Source organism: Mycobacterium sp. E183, from assembly GCF_001667735.1.
GTDB lineage: Bacteria > Actinomycetota > Actinomycetes > Mycobacteriales > Mycobacteriaceae > Mycobacterium.
In genome coordinates this window covers 1-14,353 of the sequence record NZ_LZJN01000095.1, presented here as the reverse complement: position 1 = coordinate 14,353, position 14,353 = coordinate 1, and the positions used below count along the sequence as shown (strand labels likewise).

The following is a 14,353-nucleotide window of genomic DNA, read 5'->3' as shown; positions in this document are numbered from 1 at the left end:
CTGAAGCTGGCAACTTGCTGCGTGTCAGCCGTCGGCCAGCAGCTGTTTTTTCAGCACCTTGCCCATCGCGTTGCGGGGCAGCGCGTCCACCAGCCGCACCTCGCGCGGCCGCTTGTGCACGGAAAGCTCTTGGGCGACGTGGTTGATCAGGTCGTCGGCGTCCAGACCTTCCGCGCCAACGATGAACGCGACGATCCGCTGGCCGAGGTCTTGGTCCGGCATTCCGACGACCGCGGCCTCCCGCACCCCGGGATGGCCGAGCAACGCGGTCTCGATCTCGCCGGCGCCGATCCGGTAGCCGCCGGACTTGATCAGGTCCACCGACTCGCGGCCCACGATGCGGTGCATGCCGCCGCCGTCGATGACGGCCACGTCACCGGTGCGGTACCAGCCGTCGGCGTCGAACGCCTCGGCGGTGGCCTCCGGTCGGTTCAGGTAGCCGTCGAACATCATTGGGCCCCGAACCTCAAGGCGCCCAACGGTTTCCCCGTCGTGCGGCACCGGGGCGCCATTCTCGTCGAGCAGTCTGGTCTGCACGCCGGTGATTGGCAGACCCACCCAGCCGGCGCGTCGCTCGCCGTCCGCGCGGGTGGACAGCGTGATCAGCGATTCGGAGGCTCCGTAGCGTTCGACCGGCTCATGGCCGGTCAGCCGGGCCAGCCGGTCGAACACCGGCACCGGCAGCGGTGCGCTCCCGGACACCAGCAGCCGCGCCGGGCGCAGCGCCCGGGCGGCGGCCTCGTCTCCGGCCACCCGCGACCACACCGTGGGCACCCCGAAAAACAGCGTGCCGCCCACGTCCGAACAGGCCTGCGCGTAATTCGCCGGTGTCGGTTTTCCGGTGTGCACGAAGCGGTTTCCCATCCGCAGCGACCCGAGCAACCCCAGTACCAGCCCGTGCACGTGAAACAACGGCAGGCCGTGCACCAGCACGTCGTCCGGTGTCCACTGCCAGGCCTCCGCCAGGGCGTCGAGGTCGGCGGCGATCGCGCGCCGGCTCAACACCACGCCCTTGGGCAGCCCGGTGGTCCCGGAGGTGTAGATGATCATCGCGGTGGCGTCGGGCGACGGCTCGGGGTAGCGGTGCCAGGACCGGGCGTGCAGCCGCACCGGGATGTGCGGCAGCCCCTCCGACTCGTCGGGGACGGGGCCGAGCCAGGCCCGCACCCCGGAATCGGTGAGCATGTGGCGGCGCTCGGACGCGCCGACGTCGGCGGGCACCGGGACGAACGGCACGCCGGCGATCAGGCAGCCGGTGACCGCCAGCACCGTCGACGCGGTCGGCGTGGCCAGGATCGCGACCCGCTGTGCCCCGGCGACCCGCTCGGCCACCGAGGTGGCGGCGCCGACCAGGTCGCTGCGGCTCAGCACGGCGCCGTCGATGCGCACCGCGTCGGCGATGTCGGTGGCGTTGACCGCCGCGGGATTCAGGGACGCCAGCAGCACTTCAGCAGGCTACCCGGCGGCGGGGAGGGTCAGCCTTGCTCGTCCCAGATCTTGGTCAGGGTGGACAGGATCTCCTCGCCGCGGCCCAGGCCGCCGAGGTGGCTCTCGCCCGGCAGCACGATCAGCTCGCAGTCGGGCAGCAGGGACACCACGTGCTCGCCGTGCGCGAACGGCACGATGTGGTCGCTGTCGCCGTGCCACCAGCGGACCGGGACCTTGACCTCGTCGAGCCGGAATCCCCAGTCCTGGGTGAACAGGATGATGTCGTTGAACGGGGCCGCCAGTTGCTTGCGGCTGCCGTTGAGCAGGTCGTCGAGGAACATGGCGCCGAACTCCGGCCGGGTCAACAGGCGCCGGTCGCCCTCGGGCGATATCGCGGCGTAGAGCAGCAGCCCGGGGTTCGCGACCGGGCGGATCATCCGGATGACCAGACTCGCGCCGATCCGCAGGGGATCGCCGCCCAGCTTCAGCAGGGGCGCCATCCGCTTGCCCAGGTTCATCAGCCCGCTGGTGATGCCCTCGTCGCCGAGGAAGGGCGCGACGCCGCCGAGGATGCCGGCCGCCACGACGCGATCGGAGAGCACGGCGGCGGCCGCCAGCGCGTAGGGGCCGCCGCCGGACAGGCCGATGACGGCCATCTTGTCGATGCCCAGCGTGTCGGCGATGGTGCCCAGGTCGTCGGCGAAGGCCCGGATATTCGGATAGCGGTGGGGCGTCGAGGAGCCGGTTCCGGGACGGTCCAAGCCGATCAGGCGGATGTGATGGTTCTCGGCGTAGACGCGCGCCTCTACCGGGATCTGCCGGCGGGCGCCGGGCGTTCCGTGGAACCAGAACATCGCGCGCCCCTGCGGGTCGCCGAATTCGGCGAAGCCGATCTGGCGGTCCTCCCCGACGGCAATGTTTCCTTCGAGCTTCGGGCGGGCGATCTCGATGACCATGCCAGCAGCCTCGCATGTGACGGGCCGTTTACGAAATGCTCACGGCTCCGGCGTTGAGCGGCAGCTCACCGATGACCCGTTCGGCCAAGGACAGGCCTAGGCCGGCCCGACCTCCTCGGTGGCGAGTGCGACGACGTGGATCCCCGCGAGCGGCTCCGTCACGCCGGAACTCCGATGGCCTTCACCTCCATGTACTGATGCAAGCCGCTGATCCCGCCGCTCTCCCGGCCGAACCCGCTCAGTTTGAAGCCGCCGAACGGCGCGTCGCCCGGCCCGATGCCGTTCACCGCGACCTGGCCCGTGCGCATGCGCCGGGCGATCGCCACAGCCCGGTCGACGTCGGCGCCCCATACGGCGCCGGACAGCCCGTAGCACGAGTTGTTCGCGATCGCGACGGCGTCGTCGTCATCGCGGTAGCGCAGCACCGAGAGCACGGGGCCGAACACTTCCTCCTGCGCGATCGTCGAATCCGGTTGCACGCCGGTGAGAATCGTCGGTTCGAAGTAGTAGCCGACGTCCAGGCCGACCGGGCGACCGCCGCCGGTGGCCAGCGTCGCGCCGTCGCGGACCGCGCCGTCGACGTGCGCCTGCACCCGGTCGCGTTGCGCCGCGCTGATCAGCGGGCCCATTTGCACCGTCGGGTCGGTGGGGTCGCCTACCTTGACGTCGCGGGCCAGCGCGACGAGCCGATCGACGACGTCGTCGTGCAGCGAATCGGGAAGCAGCAGCCGGCTGTGCAGGATGCAGGCCTGCCCGGCATGCAACGAGCAGCAGTCGAACAGCATCTGCCGCAGCATGTCGTCGGTCACCTGCGTGTCGTCGAGGATGATGCTGGCCGACTTCCCGCCGCACTCCAGCAACAGCCGCTTCATGGCGTCGCCCGCCGACCGCATGACTTCGCAACCAACGGCGGAACTGCCGGTGAAGCTGATCATGTCGATGCGCGGATCCGTCGTGAGCAGCTTGGCGGCCTCGAGGCCCGACGGCGTGACGACATTGACCACGCCGGGCGGGATGTCGGTCTCCTCGTCGATGATGCGCGCGAGCGCGAGCCCGGCCAGCGGCGTCAGCGGTGAGGGTTTGAGCACGACGGTGTTGCCCGCGGCCAGCGCGTTGTTCACCTTCATGACGTTGAGGCAGTGCGGGAAGTTCCACGGCGTCAGGATCGAGACGACGCCGAGCGGCTCGTGGCGCAGCAACGTCGTTCCGGCGCCGATCCCGGTGACCGGCTGGTCGATCAGCTTGGTGGCGAGCTGGGCGGCATGCATGGACATGTAGCCGGCGCCGTCGATCTGCATCATCCGCTCGTTTGTGACGCAGCCCCATTCGACCTGGGACAGCGCGAAGATCTCGTCGGCGTGCTTGAGCAGGGCCTCACCCAGCTGGTTCAGGCAGCCGGCCCGCTGATCCGGATCCATTGTGCCCCAGGGCCCGTCGTCGAAGGCCCGGCGGGCTGCGCCGATGGCCGCGCCGACCTGGGCGACGCTCGCGTCGGGGGCGGTGCCGACGGGTTGTTCGGTGGCCGGGTTGATGTCGTCGTAGCGGCCGCCCTCCGGCTCGACCCATCTGCCGTCGATGTAGAGCTGATAGGTGTCGACAAGGGATCGCTGAGTCTGTAGCTCGGTCATGCGCTTCCTCACCCGAACGTCGGTCATCTAACCACTTGGTGTACACCCGCGCTCCCGTGCGGTCAATCATCAACCACGCGAATTGCACACCGTTTTCGCGCTTCGTATCGGTGTTGACAGGGACGGGGCGCCAGGGTAAACACAAGGCCGCAAGACACATCACCCCAATCTGTCGGATCGCTTATCCGGGAGGCCGCCGTGCGGACCGCTTTTCCACCGCGTTTCCTTCCCTTCCCGACGCGCAATCCTTACCAACCGTCGCGGGATCCGCGCGACGGCGCCGGTTTACTTAAATGACGTCACCACCGAACTTTTCGTTCTCGTGACCTCGCGCCACCGCACAGTAGGAGGACAGCCACAAGTGACCGACTCAGAAACCGTCAGCGCCAAGGTTAAGGCCCTGGTCGGTCAACCGACCGGCGGCACCGGAAAGCCCTCGCTGGCCCCAGATCCGGTCAACCAGCCGATGATCCGGCACTGGGCGTACGCGATGGCCGACATGAATCCCGTTTACCTCGACCCGGAGTTCGCCGAGAGATCGCGGTTCGGAGGCATCGTGTCGCCGCCGGTGATGCTGCAGACCTGGACCATGCCGTCACCGCTCCTGGAGGGCATCGGCGAGCGCGGTGGCGCTCCCGTCGAAATCAAAGGCAACCCAACGGCGTTCCTGGACGAGGCCGGTTACACCAGCACCGTGGCGACCAACTCGGAGTTCGAGATCGAGCGTTACCCGCGCCTGGGCGACATCATCAGCGCGACGACGGTGTACGAATCGGTCTCCGAGGAGAAGAAGACGGCGCTGGGCACCGGCTTCTTTTTGACCTGGCTGACCACCTACACCGACCAGAACGGAGAAGTTCTGGGAAGGCAGCGATTCCGGGTGCTGCGATTCAGGCCGGAGCGCTGATGGCGACCCGACTTGCGCCGGCCATCACCAAGGACACCGAGTTCTTCTGGAACGGGTTGCGGGACAACAAGCTGCTGATCCAGCGCTGCGGCGGATGCGGACAGCTGCGCCACCCGCCCCGCCCGATGTGCCCCCACTGCCGTTCCCTGGACTGGGACACCGTCGAGTCGTCGGGGCGCGGCACCGTCTACAGCTACGTGATGCCGCACGAACCGAAGTTCCCGTTCTTCGACTATCCCTACGTCGTCGTGCTGGTGGAACTCGAAGAGGGCGTGCGGCTGGTATCCAACCTGACCGGCATCGACCCGGCCGACGTGAGAACGGGGATGCCGGTCGAGGTGTGTTACCAAAGTTTCGACGGTCCTGGCTCCGAAGACTTGGTGCTGCACCAGTTCCGGCCGGTTGGGTAGGCGGGGGCATGGACTTCACCTTCACCGAAGAGCCTAAGCCCGAATCCTGGGCCGCGGAGGCCGGCGCGCGCGTCGCCGCGACCGCCCGGCACGTCCACGGCGGCATCGGCGCGACGTATTCGGAAGGACTTTCATGACGACCACCGCGAGCCGCACCACCACCCTGCGCTGGGCGGACATCTCCATCGGCGACGAGGTCACCCCGCTCGAAGTCCCGATCACCACAACGATGATCGTCGCCGGGGCGATCGCGACCCGCGACTTCATGCCCGTGCACCACGACCGCGACTACGCCAAGAAGCAGGGTTCGCCCAACCTGTTCATGAACATCCTGACCACCAACGGCTACTGCGTCCGGTTCCTCACCGACTGGGCCGGACCCGAAGCGATGGTCAAGAAGCTGTCGATACGCCTTGGCGTGCCGTGCTTTCCGGACGACCCGCTACGCTTCACCGGCAGCGTCACCGGGAAGACCGAGGGCACCGGTGGTGAGAACTTCGTCGAGGTGACGTTCAAGGGTTCGAACAGCCTGGGTGACCACGTCTCGGGCACCGCGGTCCTCAGCCTGCTCGACGAGGCGGGCGCATGAGCGGCTCGCTGCCGGGCGCCGCCGCCATCGTCGGGATCGGCCAGACCGAATTCTCCAAGGAGTCCGGCCGCAGCGAACTACAATTGGCTTGCGAGGCGGTGAGCGCCGCACTCGACGACGCCGGACTGGCACCCAGCGACGTCGACGGCATGGTCACCTTCACCATGGATTCCAGCGATGAGATCGAGATCGCGCGCAACGTCGGCATCGGTGACCTGAGCTTCTTCTCCCGCGTGCACCACGGCGGCGGGGCCGCGGCCGGTACCGTCGTGCACGCCGCGATGGCCGTCGCGACGGGCGTCGCCGACGTGGTGGTGTGCTGGCGCGCCTTCAACGAACGCTCCGGCATGCGGTTCGGCGGCAGCGGGCGCACCGACCTCGGAACCCCTTTGTTCATGGCGCATTACGCGCCCTTTGGCTTGCTCACCCCCGCCGCGTGGGTCGCGATGCACGCCCAGCGTTACATGTCGACCTACGGCGTCACGAACGAGGACTTCGGCCGCATCGCGGTCGTGGACCGCACACACGCGGCCCGCAATCCCGACGCCTGGTTCTACCAGCGCCCGATCACACTGGAAGACCACCAGAATTCGCGTTGGATCGTCGAACCCGTGCTGCGGCTGCTGGATTGCTGCCAGGAGAGCGACGGCGGGGTCGCGCTCGTGGTCACCAGCGCCGAACGCGCGCGCGACCTCCGGCAGCCGCCGGCCATCATCACCGCGGCCGCCCAGGGGGCGGCCGCCAACGGCGAGATGATGACCAGTTACTACCGCGACGACATCACCGGCCTGCCCGAAATGGGTGTGGTCGCCCAGCGGCTGTGGCGCGACTCGGGCCTCAAGCCGCAGGACATCCAAACCGCCTTCATCTACGACCATTTCACGCCGTTCGTGTTCACCCAGCTGGAGGAACTCGGATTCTGCGGGCGCGGCGAGGCGAAGGACTTCGCCACCGTCGAGCGGCTCTCGCTGGGCGGAGAGTTCCCGATCAACACCAACGGCGGACTGCTCGGCGAGGCCTACATCCACGGCATGAACGGCATCACCGAGGGGGTGCGCCAGGTGCGCGGCACGTCCTACAACCAGGTCGACAACGTCGAGCACGTCCTGGTCACGTCGGGCACCGGGGTGCCCACCAGCGGTTTGATCCTCGCGCCCTCGGATTAGAGGATGTCGTGATGAGGGAAGCGGCACAGGCCATCGAAACCCGCGAGCTGATCGTGGAATCCGCGTACGCCTGTTTCGGCAAACAGGGACTGCAGAAGGCGACGATAGTAGACATCGCCAGGACGGCAGGCGTTTCCCGCAGCACCATCTACGAGTACTTCAGCGACAAGGCCGCGATCATCGAGGCGTGCGCCGAACACGCCTCCGAGCGGTTCTATCGGGAGATGTCAAAGGCCATGGACCGGGGCGGTTCACTCGAGGAAAAGCTCAGCCAGGCAGCGGTTTTCGTAACCCAGGCGCGGCGGTCCATCGCGTCCGAGAAGTACTTCGACGAGGACGCGGTCAGCCTGTTGCTGACCAAGGACGCGGCCGTGCTGCTGCGTGAGTGCGTCGACTTCTTCGCGCCCTACCTGTCGGCCGCGCGGCTCACCGGCGAGGTGCGCAAGGACCTCGACGTCGAGGCCGCCGCGGAATGGTTTGCGCGCATCCTGTTCTCGCTCTTCAGCACGCCGTCCTCGATGCGCGACATGGACGATCCCGAGGTGGCGGCCGAGTTCGCGCGCGCGCACGTGGTGCGTGGCTTCGCGGGCGACCGGCCGCGGCCGCGCCGCGGCTAGCGGCTCCCCAGCTTTGAGCTGTGCGTCCGGGGCGGTGACTGTCGGCGTGTCGCCACCCTGGCGACATCAACGACGCTGTTGCGGCCACACGGTTTCCGCGGCATGAACCGGTCGCCCGTGGCCCGGCAAAAGATGCGCAACCGGCAACTCTTCCAAGCGCTTTCGCGTGGCGGCGGCGCTGGCCGCGTCGACGATTTCCGGCGTGTGCCAAACCTTGCCGCGCACGGTCAGCACGGCGTCACCCGAGAGCAGCGTGCGCGTCGTCGGGTTCCACAGCGCGATGCTGTCGTCGGTGTGACCGCCCGCGTTGATGACGGTCCACTCCGGCGCGCCGGGCAGCGACTGGCCGTCGGTCAGCCCGCCGCGGGGCGACGCCCCCGTCCAGCGCATGCCGGCCGGCGTGCCGTACCCCGCCAGCCGAGCGCCGCCCAGGAACCCGCTGAAGCCGACGCGATCGAGTGGCTGATCGATCAGGGTGGGCCAGATGCTCGCGGCCCGGCCGATAGTCGGCGTGCGCGGCTTCGCCCCGTCGAGGTAGGTAAGCGTGCGGGCGGGCAACCAGATGGGGGCTGGATAGCGGGCGGCCAGTTCGGCGGCGCCGGCGACGTGGTCGCTGTGTCCATGCGTCGCCACCACCGCGTGCACCGTGCCGCCGAGCCGATTCAGCATCCCCGCCAGATCGCTGGCGACCCGGGGCAATCCGGCGTCGACCACCACCGCGCCGTCGCCGCCGCGCAGGACGTAGCAGTTGAAGACCCAGCGCGAGACCCGGGTGATACCGAGATCGGGCATCTCCTCGATGACCAGGCTCATGGCCGAAAGGCTACGCCCGTTGGTGCGCTGTGGGCTTTGACCGTGCGGTCAGGGCGGTGACCGTCGGCGTGTCGTCGCCCAGCCGGCACGCTCGAAGCCCTCGACGCACACTCAATGCCCGCGCTGCGCCAGAGCCCGCAGAAAGAACGTCAGGTTGGCGGGCCGCTCGGCCAGCCGGCGCATGAAGTAGCCGTACCACTGGGTGCCGAACGGCACGTACACGCGGACCTGGTTTCCCGCTTCCGAAAGCCGGCGCTGCTCGAGATCACGGATGCCGTAAAGCATCTGATGCTCGAAATCGGCTGCGGAGCGGCCCGCTTCGCGCGCCAGCGCGGGCACCGCCTCGATGATGGCCGGGTCGTGGCTGGCCACCATCGGGTAGCCCGAGCCGGCCATCAGCACCCGCAGGCAGCGCAGGTAGGCCTCCATCACGGCGGCGGGGTCGCGATGGGCGACCGCCGCCGGTTCGTCGTAGGCGCCCTTGCACAACCGAATTCGGGCTCCCGTCGCCGCAAATTCGGCACAGTCGGCGAGGGTGCGCCGCAGGTAGGCCTGCAAAGCCAGGCCCAGCCAGGGAAAGTCGAGCCGCAGATCGCGCACGATCGACAGCGTCGAATCCGTCGTGGTGTGGTCTTCGGCGTCCACCGTGACCCACACGCCGGCCCGCCGCGCCGCCTCGCAAATCGCGTGGGCGTTCTCCCGGGCGACCTTCTCACCGTCGCGCCCCAGCGCCTGCCCCAGCGCCGACAACTTCAGCGACACCTCGAGCGGCCGAACGGGTCCGCCGTCGTCCAAGCGCCCCAGGCGGTCGATCAGATCGAGGTAGACCCGCACCGCCGCGTCGGCGTCGGCGGCGTCGGTCACGTCCTCACCCAGATAGTCGATGCTGACCAAGCGGCCCGAAGCGCGCAGCGCCGCAACGCTGTCCAGCGCGCTCCCTATCGTCTCGCCAGGCACGAAGCGATGCACCACGCGGCGGGCCACCGGCAGCCCTTCGGCGGCGCGCCGCAATCCCGATCGCCGGCTGGCGGCCATGATCGCCGGCCGCAGCGTGCTGGCGAACAGCCCCGGCATCAGTCGGCCGCCATGTGCGGATACGTGTGCTGGGTCGCCGGGACGAACGTCTCCTTGAGGGTGCGGGCCGAGGTCCACCGCAGCAGGTTCAGCACCGACCCGGCCTTGTCGTTGGTGCCCGAACCGCGCGAGCCGCCAAACGGCTGGCGCCCGACGACCGCGCCCGTGGGCTTGTCGTTGACGTAGAAGTTTCCGGCGGCGAAGCGCAGGCGCTCCTGCGCGGTCAGCACGGCGTCGCGGTCGTCGGCGATGACCGCACCGGTCAGCGCGTACCGCGAACCGGTGTCGATGACATCGAGGATTCGTTCGTAGTCGTCGTCGGGGTATACGTGCAGCGACAGCAGCGGACCGAAGTACTCGGTGGCGAACGACTCGTCGGTGGGGTCGTCGGAGAGCAGCACCGTGGGGCGCACGAAATAGCCGACGCTGTCGTCGTATTCGCCGCCCACCGCGATGGTGACGTGGGCGGCGCTCTTCGCCCGCTCGATGGCGTCGACGTTCTTGGTGAACGCCCGCCGGTCGATCAGTGCGCCGCCGTAGTTGGTCAGGTCGGTGATGTCGCCGTAGCGCAGCGCGGCCGACTCGCCCAGGAATTCGTCGCCCATCCGCCGCCACACCGAATGCGGGACGAACGCCCGCGACGCCGCCGAGCATTTCTGCCCCTGGTAGTCGAACGCACCGCGAATCAGCGCGGTGCGCAACACATCCGGCTGCGCCGAGGGGTGCGCCACCACGAAATCCTTGCCGCCGGTCTCGCCCACCAGTCGCGGATAACTGTGGTAGCGGCCGATGTTGGCGCCCACTTGCTGCCACAGGTGCTGGAAGGTGGCCGTCGAACCGGTGAAGTGGATGCCGGCCAGCCGCGGGTCGGCCAGCGCGACCTCGGAGACGGCGAAGCCGTCACCGGCGACGAGGTTGATCACGCCGGGCGGCAACCCGGCCGTCTCGAGCAGCTGCATGGTCAGATAGGCCGACAGCGTCTGGGTGATCGACGGCTTCCACACCACCGTGTTGCCCATCAGCGCCGGCGCGGTCGGCAGGTTGCCGGCGATCGAGGTGAAATTGAACGGCGTGATGGCATAGACGAAGCCGTCGAGCGGGCGATAGTCGCTGCGGTTCCATTCCCCGGGTCCGCTGATCGGCTGCTGCGCCAGGATCTGGCGCGCGAAGGCCACGTTGAAGCGCCAGAAGTCGATCTGCTCGCAGGGCGAGTCGATTTCGGCCTGGTAGGCGGATTTTGACTGGCCGAGCATCGTCGCCGCGGCGATCTTCTCCCGCCACGGCCCGGCGAGCAGATCGGCGGCCCGCAAGAACACGGCCGCGCGCTCGTCGAAAGGCATTGCCGCCCAAGTGTGCTTGGCGGCGGTGGCGGCGTCGATCGCCGCTACCGCCTCGGCGTGGCCGGCGTTCGTCAGGGTGCCCAACCTGGCGGAATGACGGTGTGGCGCAACGACGTCGACGCGGTCACCGTCGCCCATCCGGTGTCTGCCGCCGATGACGTGCGGGAGGTCGATGGGCTGGTCGGCGAGCGCGGCCAATTCGCCGCGCAACCGGCCGCGTTCGGGCGAGTTCGGCGCATAGTCATGGACCGGCTCGTTGGCCGGCAACGGCACCTCGGTGATCGCGTCCATGTTGCCAGGATCCTCGCCGTGCCGACTCCCCGAGTTAGCCGATCGGACAAGATAGTGCCGTTGCGGTAGTACGATCGGACAATGGCGGGTGTGGGTCTGGGGCAGCTGCTGCTGGCGCTGGACGCGACCCTGGTCAGCCTGGTGGAGGCGCCGCGGGGCTTGGACCTTGCGGTCGGCTCGGCGGCGCTGATCGACAGCGACGACGTGCGGCTGGGGTTGGCGGCGGCCGCGGGCTCGGCCGACGTGTTCTTCCTGCTGGGGGTCGCCGACGACGAGGCGCTGCGGTGGATCGCCAAGCAGGCGCGCGAGCGCGTGCCGGCGGCGATCTTCGCGAAGGAGCCGTCGACCGCGTTGGTGGGCGCGGCGGTCGGGGCGGGGGCGGCGGTGGTGGCCGTCGAGCCGCGGGCGCGCTGGGAGCGGCTCTATCAGTTGGTCAATCACGTGCTGGCGCACCACGGCGACCGCGCGGACGCGGCGGAGGACTCGGGCACCGACCTGTTCGGCTTGGCGCAGTCGCTGGCCGACCGCATCCACGGCATGGTCAGCATCGAGAATGCCCAGTCGCACGTGTTGGCGTATTCGGCCTCCAACGACGAAGCCGACGAGCTGCGCCGGCTGTCCATCCTGGGCAGGGCGGGGCCGCCCGAGCATCTCGAATGGATCGGCCAGTGGGGCATTTTCGACGCGCTGCGAGCCGGCGACGGGGTGGTCCGAGTGGCCGAGCGCCCGGAGTTGGGTCTGCGCCCCCGGCTTGCCGTCGGGATCTACCAACCCGACGCGCGGCGGCCGCCGGAGTTCGCCGGCACCATCTGGGTGCAGCAGGGCAGCCAACCCCTGGCCGACGACGCCGAGGAGATCTTGCGGGGCGCGGCGGTGCTGGCCGCGCGCATCATGGCGCGGTTGGCCGCCCGGCCGTCCACCCACGCGCGGCGGGTGCACCAGCTGTTGGGCCTGGTCGACGGCGAACCCGACGTGGATGCGGTCGCCCGCGAACTCGGCCTCGCCGCCGACGACACCGCGGCGCTGATCGGCTGGGACGCCGGGGACGACATACCGCGGCAGGTCCGGCTCGCCGACGTGATGGCGCTGAGCGCCAGCGCTTTTCGCCGGGACGCCCAGGTGGCCTCTCGCGGGTCGCGCATCTACGTCCTGCTGCCCCAGACGCAGGCCCGCGCCGTGTCCTCGTGGGTGCGCGGCACCGTCGCGGCAATGCGCACGGAGCTCGGGGTGCAGCTGCGGGCCGCCATCGCCGCACCGGTCGCCGGCCTCGCCGGAATCGCCGGCGCGCGCGCCGAGCTGGACCGCGTGCTGGACAGCGCTGCGCGCCATCCCATTTCGATTCCGCAGGTGACGTCGCTGGCCGAGGCGCGCACCACCGTCCTGCTCGACGAGATCGTCACCCTGATCGGTCGCGAGCGGCGCCTGACCGACCCGCGGATCGTCGGCCTGCGGGCCGACGATCCCGTCCTGGCCGAGACGCTGCGCGTGTATCTGGACGGTTTCGGCGATATCGCGTCCGCCGCGCGGAAGTTGCGGGTGCACCCCAACACGGTTCGCTATCGCATCCGGCGTATCGAGAAGTTGTTGGACACATCGCTGGCCGATCCCGAGGCGCGGCTGCTGTTTTCGCTGGCACTGCGAGTAGCCGAAGGCGGCTGACGCGGTTTCGCCGAGGACTTTGCCGGGGTTTGCCAACCTGCGGTCGCGACCCATGCGACAATGTCACCCGTAAGGTGATGACGATGCAGGAAGCCGGTGCGAATCCGGCGCGGTCCCGCCACTGTCATCGGGGAGCGACCCTCAAGAGCCACGGCTGAAAAGCTGGAAGGCGAGGCGAGCGGCGATCCGAGAGCCAGGACACTCGCGTCATCGCGTCCTGCGACCCGGGGCGGTGCACCCCGAGAGAGCTGTCACTCACCATGTCCCGTCTCCAGGCATGGGTGGCCGTCGACGCCACCACCGATTCAGCGCCCCGGCGCCACGCTCACACCCGACCCGCCCGCATGATCTGCGCGGCAACGGCTTTGACCACTCCCCAAGGCGGCGGCCGATGACCGCCCCGATCTGGATGGCCTCCCCTCCCGAGGTGCACTCCGCGCTACTCAGCGGCGGACCCGGGCCGGGCCCGCTGCTGGCCGCCGCGGCGACCTGGAGCTCGCTGAGCGCCGAGTACGGCCAGGCCGCCGCCGAGCTGACCGCGCTACTGGGCGCGGTGCAGGCCGGGGCTTGGGACGGGCCGACCGCGGATGCCTACCTGGCCGCGCACACGCCGTATCTCGCGTGGCTGGCGCGCGCCGGCGCCGACGGCGCGGCCATGGCCGCCCAGCACCAAGCGGTGGCCGCCGCCTATTGCGCGGCGCTGGCCGCCATGCCGAGCCTGCCCGAGCTGGCCGCCAACCACGCCACCCACGCCGTGCTGGTGGCGACGAATTTCTTCGGCCTGAACACCGTCCCGATCGCGCTCAATGAGGCCGACTACGCCCGGATGTGGACACAGGCCGCCACCGTGATGAGCGCCTACGAGGGCACCGCCGCCGCTGCGGTAGCCGCCGCCCCGGAAACGACGCCGGCCCCCCAAGTCATGGCCGCCAACACGCCGGCGGCCGCTTCCTCCGTGTCGCCGCTGCCACCCGACCGGCAGAACGAGGTGCTCGACTGGCTGGAGCGGATCGGCTTCATCGACTTCTACAACAGGTTCATCCAGCCGTTCATCGATCTGCTGATGAACAACCCGTTCTTCAAAACGCTGTTCTCGGGGTTCGACCCGTGGCTGCCCGTCCTCGGCAATCCGCTGAGCTTCCTCAACCCGTTCAACATCGCGTTCGCCCTGGGCTATCCGATGGATTTCGGCTCGTACTTCGCCTATCTGGCGCAGACCTTCTCGTTCATCGCGGCCGACCTCGCCGCGGCGTTCGCTTCGGGCAATCCCGCGACCATCGCCTGGACCTTGTTGTTCACCGCCATCGAAGCGATCGGCACGATCATCACCGACACCATCGCGCTGATCAAGACGCTGCTCGAGCAGATGATCGTGCTGATCCCGGTCATCGTGCCGCTGCTGACCGCGTCGGTGATTCCGTTGGTGGTTCCCGCCCTGGCCGGTGGTCTCGCCGGCCTGACGGGTTTGGCTGGGC

14 protein-coding genes and 1 riboswitch are annotated in these 14,353 nt (G+C 69.2%); of the genes, 8 read left to right on the top strand and 6 right to left on the bottom strand.

Going from position 1 to position 14,353, the window contains the following annotated elements; genetic code table 11:
* Positions 1-24 precede the first annotated feature (24 nt).
* The 3 genes from A5691_RS09540 to A5691_RS09530 all read right to left on the bottom strand — a co-directional run bounded on the left by A5691_RS09540 (position 25) and on the right by A5691_RS09530 (position 4,012).
* Entirely contained in the window at positions 25-1,446 is a 1,422-nt protein-coding gene (locus A5691_RS09540; protein ID WP_068017406.1) for an acyl-CoA synthetase, read from the bottom strand.
* Positions 1,447-1,475: 29 nt separating this feature from the next.
* The gene (locus A5691_RS09535; RefSeq protein ID WP_067760957.1) at positions 1,476-2,384 is read right to left on the bottom strand and encodes an alpha/beta fold hydrolase; all 909 of its coding nucleotides are present in this window, start codon (positions 2,382-2,384) and stop codon (positions 1,476-1,478) included.
* Positions 2,385-2,542: 158 nt separating this feature from the next.
* Entirely contained in the window at positions 2,543-4,012 is a 1,470-nt protein-coding gene (locus A5691_RS09530) for an aldehyde dehydrogenase family protein (protein WP_068017422.1), read from the bottom strand.
* A gap of 361 nt (positions 4,013-4,373) precedes the next feature.
* On the opposite strand from A5691_RS09530, the gene A5691_RS09525 reads away from it, so the two are divergent.
* From A5691_RS09525 to A5691_RS09505, 6 genes are read left to right on the top strand one after another with little or no spacing between them, the layout of a single operon-like run.
* Positions 4,374-4,919 (top strand): MaoC family dehydratase N-terminal domain-containing protein, encoded by a 546-nt coding sequence (locus tag A5691_RS09525; RefSeq protein WP_067755727.1) that lies wholly within the window; start codon positions 4,374-4,376, stop codon positions 4,917-4,919.
* On the top strand, positions 4,919-5,329 hold the full coding sequence (locus A5691_RS09520) for a Zn-ribbon domain-containing OB-fold protein (protein ID WP_067755730.1): 411 nt from the start codon (positions 4,919-4,921) through the stop codon (positions 5,327-5,329). Before A5691_RS09525 ends, A5691_RS09520 begins: the two co-directional genes overlap by 1 nt.
* 8 nt (positions 5,330-5,337) lie before the next feature.
* Entirely contained in the window at positions 5,338-5,466 is a 129-nt protein-coding gene (locus A5691_RS28915) for a hypothetical protein (protein ID WP_255392561.1), read from the top strand.
* Complete coding sequence (locus tag A5691_RS09515) at positions 5,463-5,918, top strand: MaoC family dehydratase (protein ID WP_068017404.1); 456 nt, start codon at positions 5,463-5,465, stop codon at positions 5,916-5,918. The genes A5691_RS28915 and A5691_RS09515 overlap by 4 nt, the downstream gene beginning before the upstream one ends.
* Complete coding sequence (locus A5691_RS09510) at positions 5,915-7,084, top strand: lipid-transfer protein (protein ID WP_067886876.1); 1,170 nt, start codon at positions 5,915-5,917, stop codon at positions 7,082-7,084. The genes A5691_RS09515 and A5691_RS09510 overlap by 4 nt, the downstream gene beginning before the upstream one ends.
* A gap of 11 nt (positions 7,085-7,095) precedes the next feature.
* Positions 7,096-7,701: a TetR/AcrR family transcriptional regulator gene (locus tag A5691_RS09505; protein ID WP_068017401.1), complete on the top strand. Its 606-nt coding sequence runs from the start codon at positions 7,096-7,098 to the stop codon at positions 7,699-7,701.
* 66 nt (positions 7,702-7,767) lie between these two features.
* Here the strand turns inward: A5691_RS09505 and A5691_RS09500 are convergent, their stop codons facing one another.
* The 3 genes from A5691_RS09500 to pruA form a co-directional block, all read right to left on the bottom strand.
* Positions 7,768-8,514: an MBL fold metallo-hydrolase gene (locus A5691_RS09500; RefSeq protein ID WP_068017398.1), complete on the bottom strand. Its 747-nt coding sequence runs from the start codon at positions 8,512-8,514 to the stop codon at positions 7,768-7,770.
* Between the two features lie 111 nt (positions 8,515-8,625).
* On the bottom strand, positions 8,626-9,588 hold the full coding sequence (locus A5691_RS09495; RefSeq protein ID WP_068017395.1) for a proline dehydrogenase family protein: 963 nt from the start codon (positions 9,586-9,588) through the stop codon (positions 8,626-8,628).
* A complete protein-coding gene (gene pruA / locus A5691_RS09490; RefSeq protein WP_068017392.1) occupies positions 9,588-11,219 on the bottom strand; it encodes an L-glutamate gamma-semialdehyde dehydrogenase in 1,632 nt (543 codons plus the stop codon). Before pruA ends, A5691_RS09495 begins: the two co-directional genes overlap by 1 nt.
* Positions 11,220-11,300: 81 nt before the next feature.
* Here pruA and A5691_RS09485 point away from each other — a divergent pair, with 81 nt between their 5' ends.
* Entirely contained in the window at positions 11,301-12,878 is a 1,578-nt protein-coding gene (locus A5691_RS09485) for a CdaR family transcriptional regulator (protein WP_067886861.1), read from the top strand.
* A gap of 41 nt (positions 12,879-12,919) precedes the next feature.
* Positions 12,920-13,102: riboswitch (cobalamin riboswitch) on the top strand.
* Positions 13,103-13,269: 167 nt separating this feature from the next.
* Positions 13,270-14,353: PPE family protein (locus A5691_RS09480; RefSeq protein ID WP_068266543.1), on the top strand; the 1,084-nt coding region annotated here is incomplete at its 3' end.

Bases quoted from the DNA above. Each gene is read 5' to 3' on its own strand.
- A5691_RS09495 (WP_068017395.1), bottom strand. From the start codon at position 9,588: ATGCCGGGGCTGTTCGCCAGCACGCTGCGGCCGGCGATCATGGCCGCC.
- A5691_RS09530 (WP_068017422.1), bottom strand. From the start codon at position 4,012: ATGACCGAGCTACAGACTCAGCGATCCCTTGTCGACACCTATCAGCTC.
- A5691_RS09505 (WP_068017401.1), top strand. From the start codon at position 7,096: ATGAGGGAAGCGGCACAGGCCATCGAAACCCGCGAGCTGATCGTGGAA.
- pruA (WP_068017392.1), bottom strand. From the start codon at position 11,219: ATGGACGCGATCACCGAGGTGCCGTTGCCGGCCAACGAGCCGGTCCAT.
- A5691_RS09535 (WP_067760957.1), bottom strand. From the start codon at position 2,384: ATGGTCATCGAGATCGCCCGCCCGAAGCTCGAAGGAAACATTGCCGTC.
- A5691_RS09510 (WP_067886876.1), top strand. From the start codon at position 5,915: ATGAGCGGCTCGCTGCCGGGCGCCGCCGCCATCGTCGGGATCGGCCAG.
- A5691_RS09520 (WP_067755730.1), top strand. From the start codon at position 4,919: ATGGCGACCCGACTTGCGCCGGCCATCACCAAGGACACCGAGTTCTTC.
- A5691_RS28915 (WP_255392561.1), top strand. From the start codon at position 5,338: ATGGACTTCACCTTCACCGAAGAGCCTAAGCCCGAATCCTGGGCCGCG.
- A5691_RS09500 (WP_068017398.1), bottom strand. From the start codon at position 8,514: ATGAGCCTGGTCATCGAGGAGATGCCCGATCTCGGTATCACCCGGGTC.
- A5691_RS09485 (WP_067886861.1), top strand. From the start codon at position 11,301: ATGGCGGGTGTGGGTCTGGGGCAGCTGCTGCTGGCGCTGGACGCGACC.
- A5691_RS09515 (WP_068017404.1), top strand. From the start codon at position 5,463: ATGACGACCACCGCGAGCCGCACCACCACCCTGCGCTGGGCGGACATC.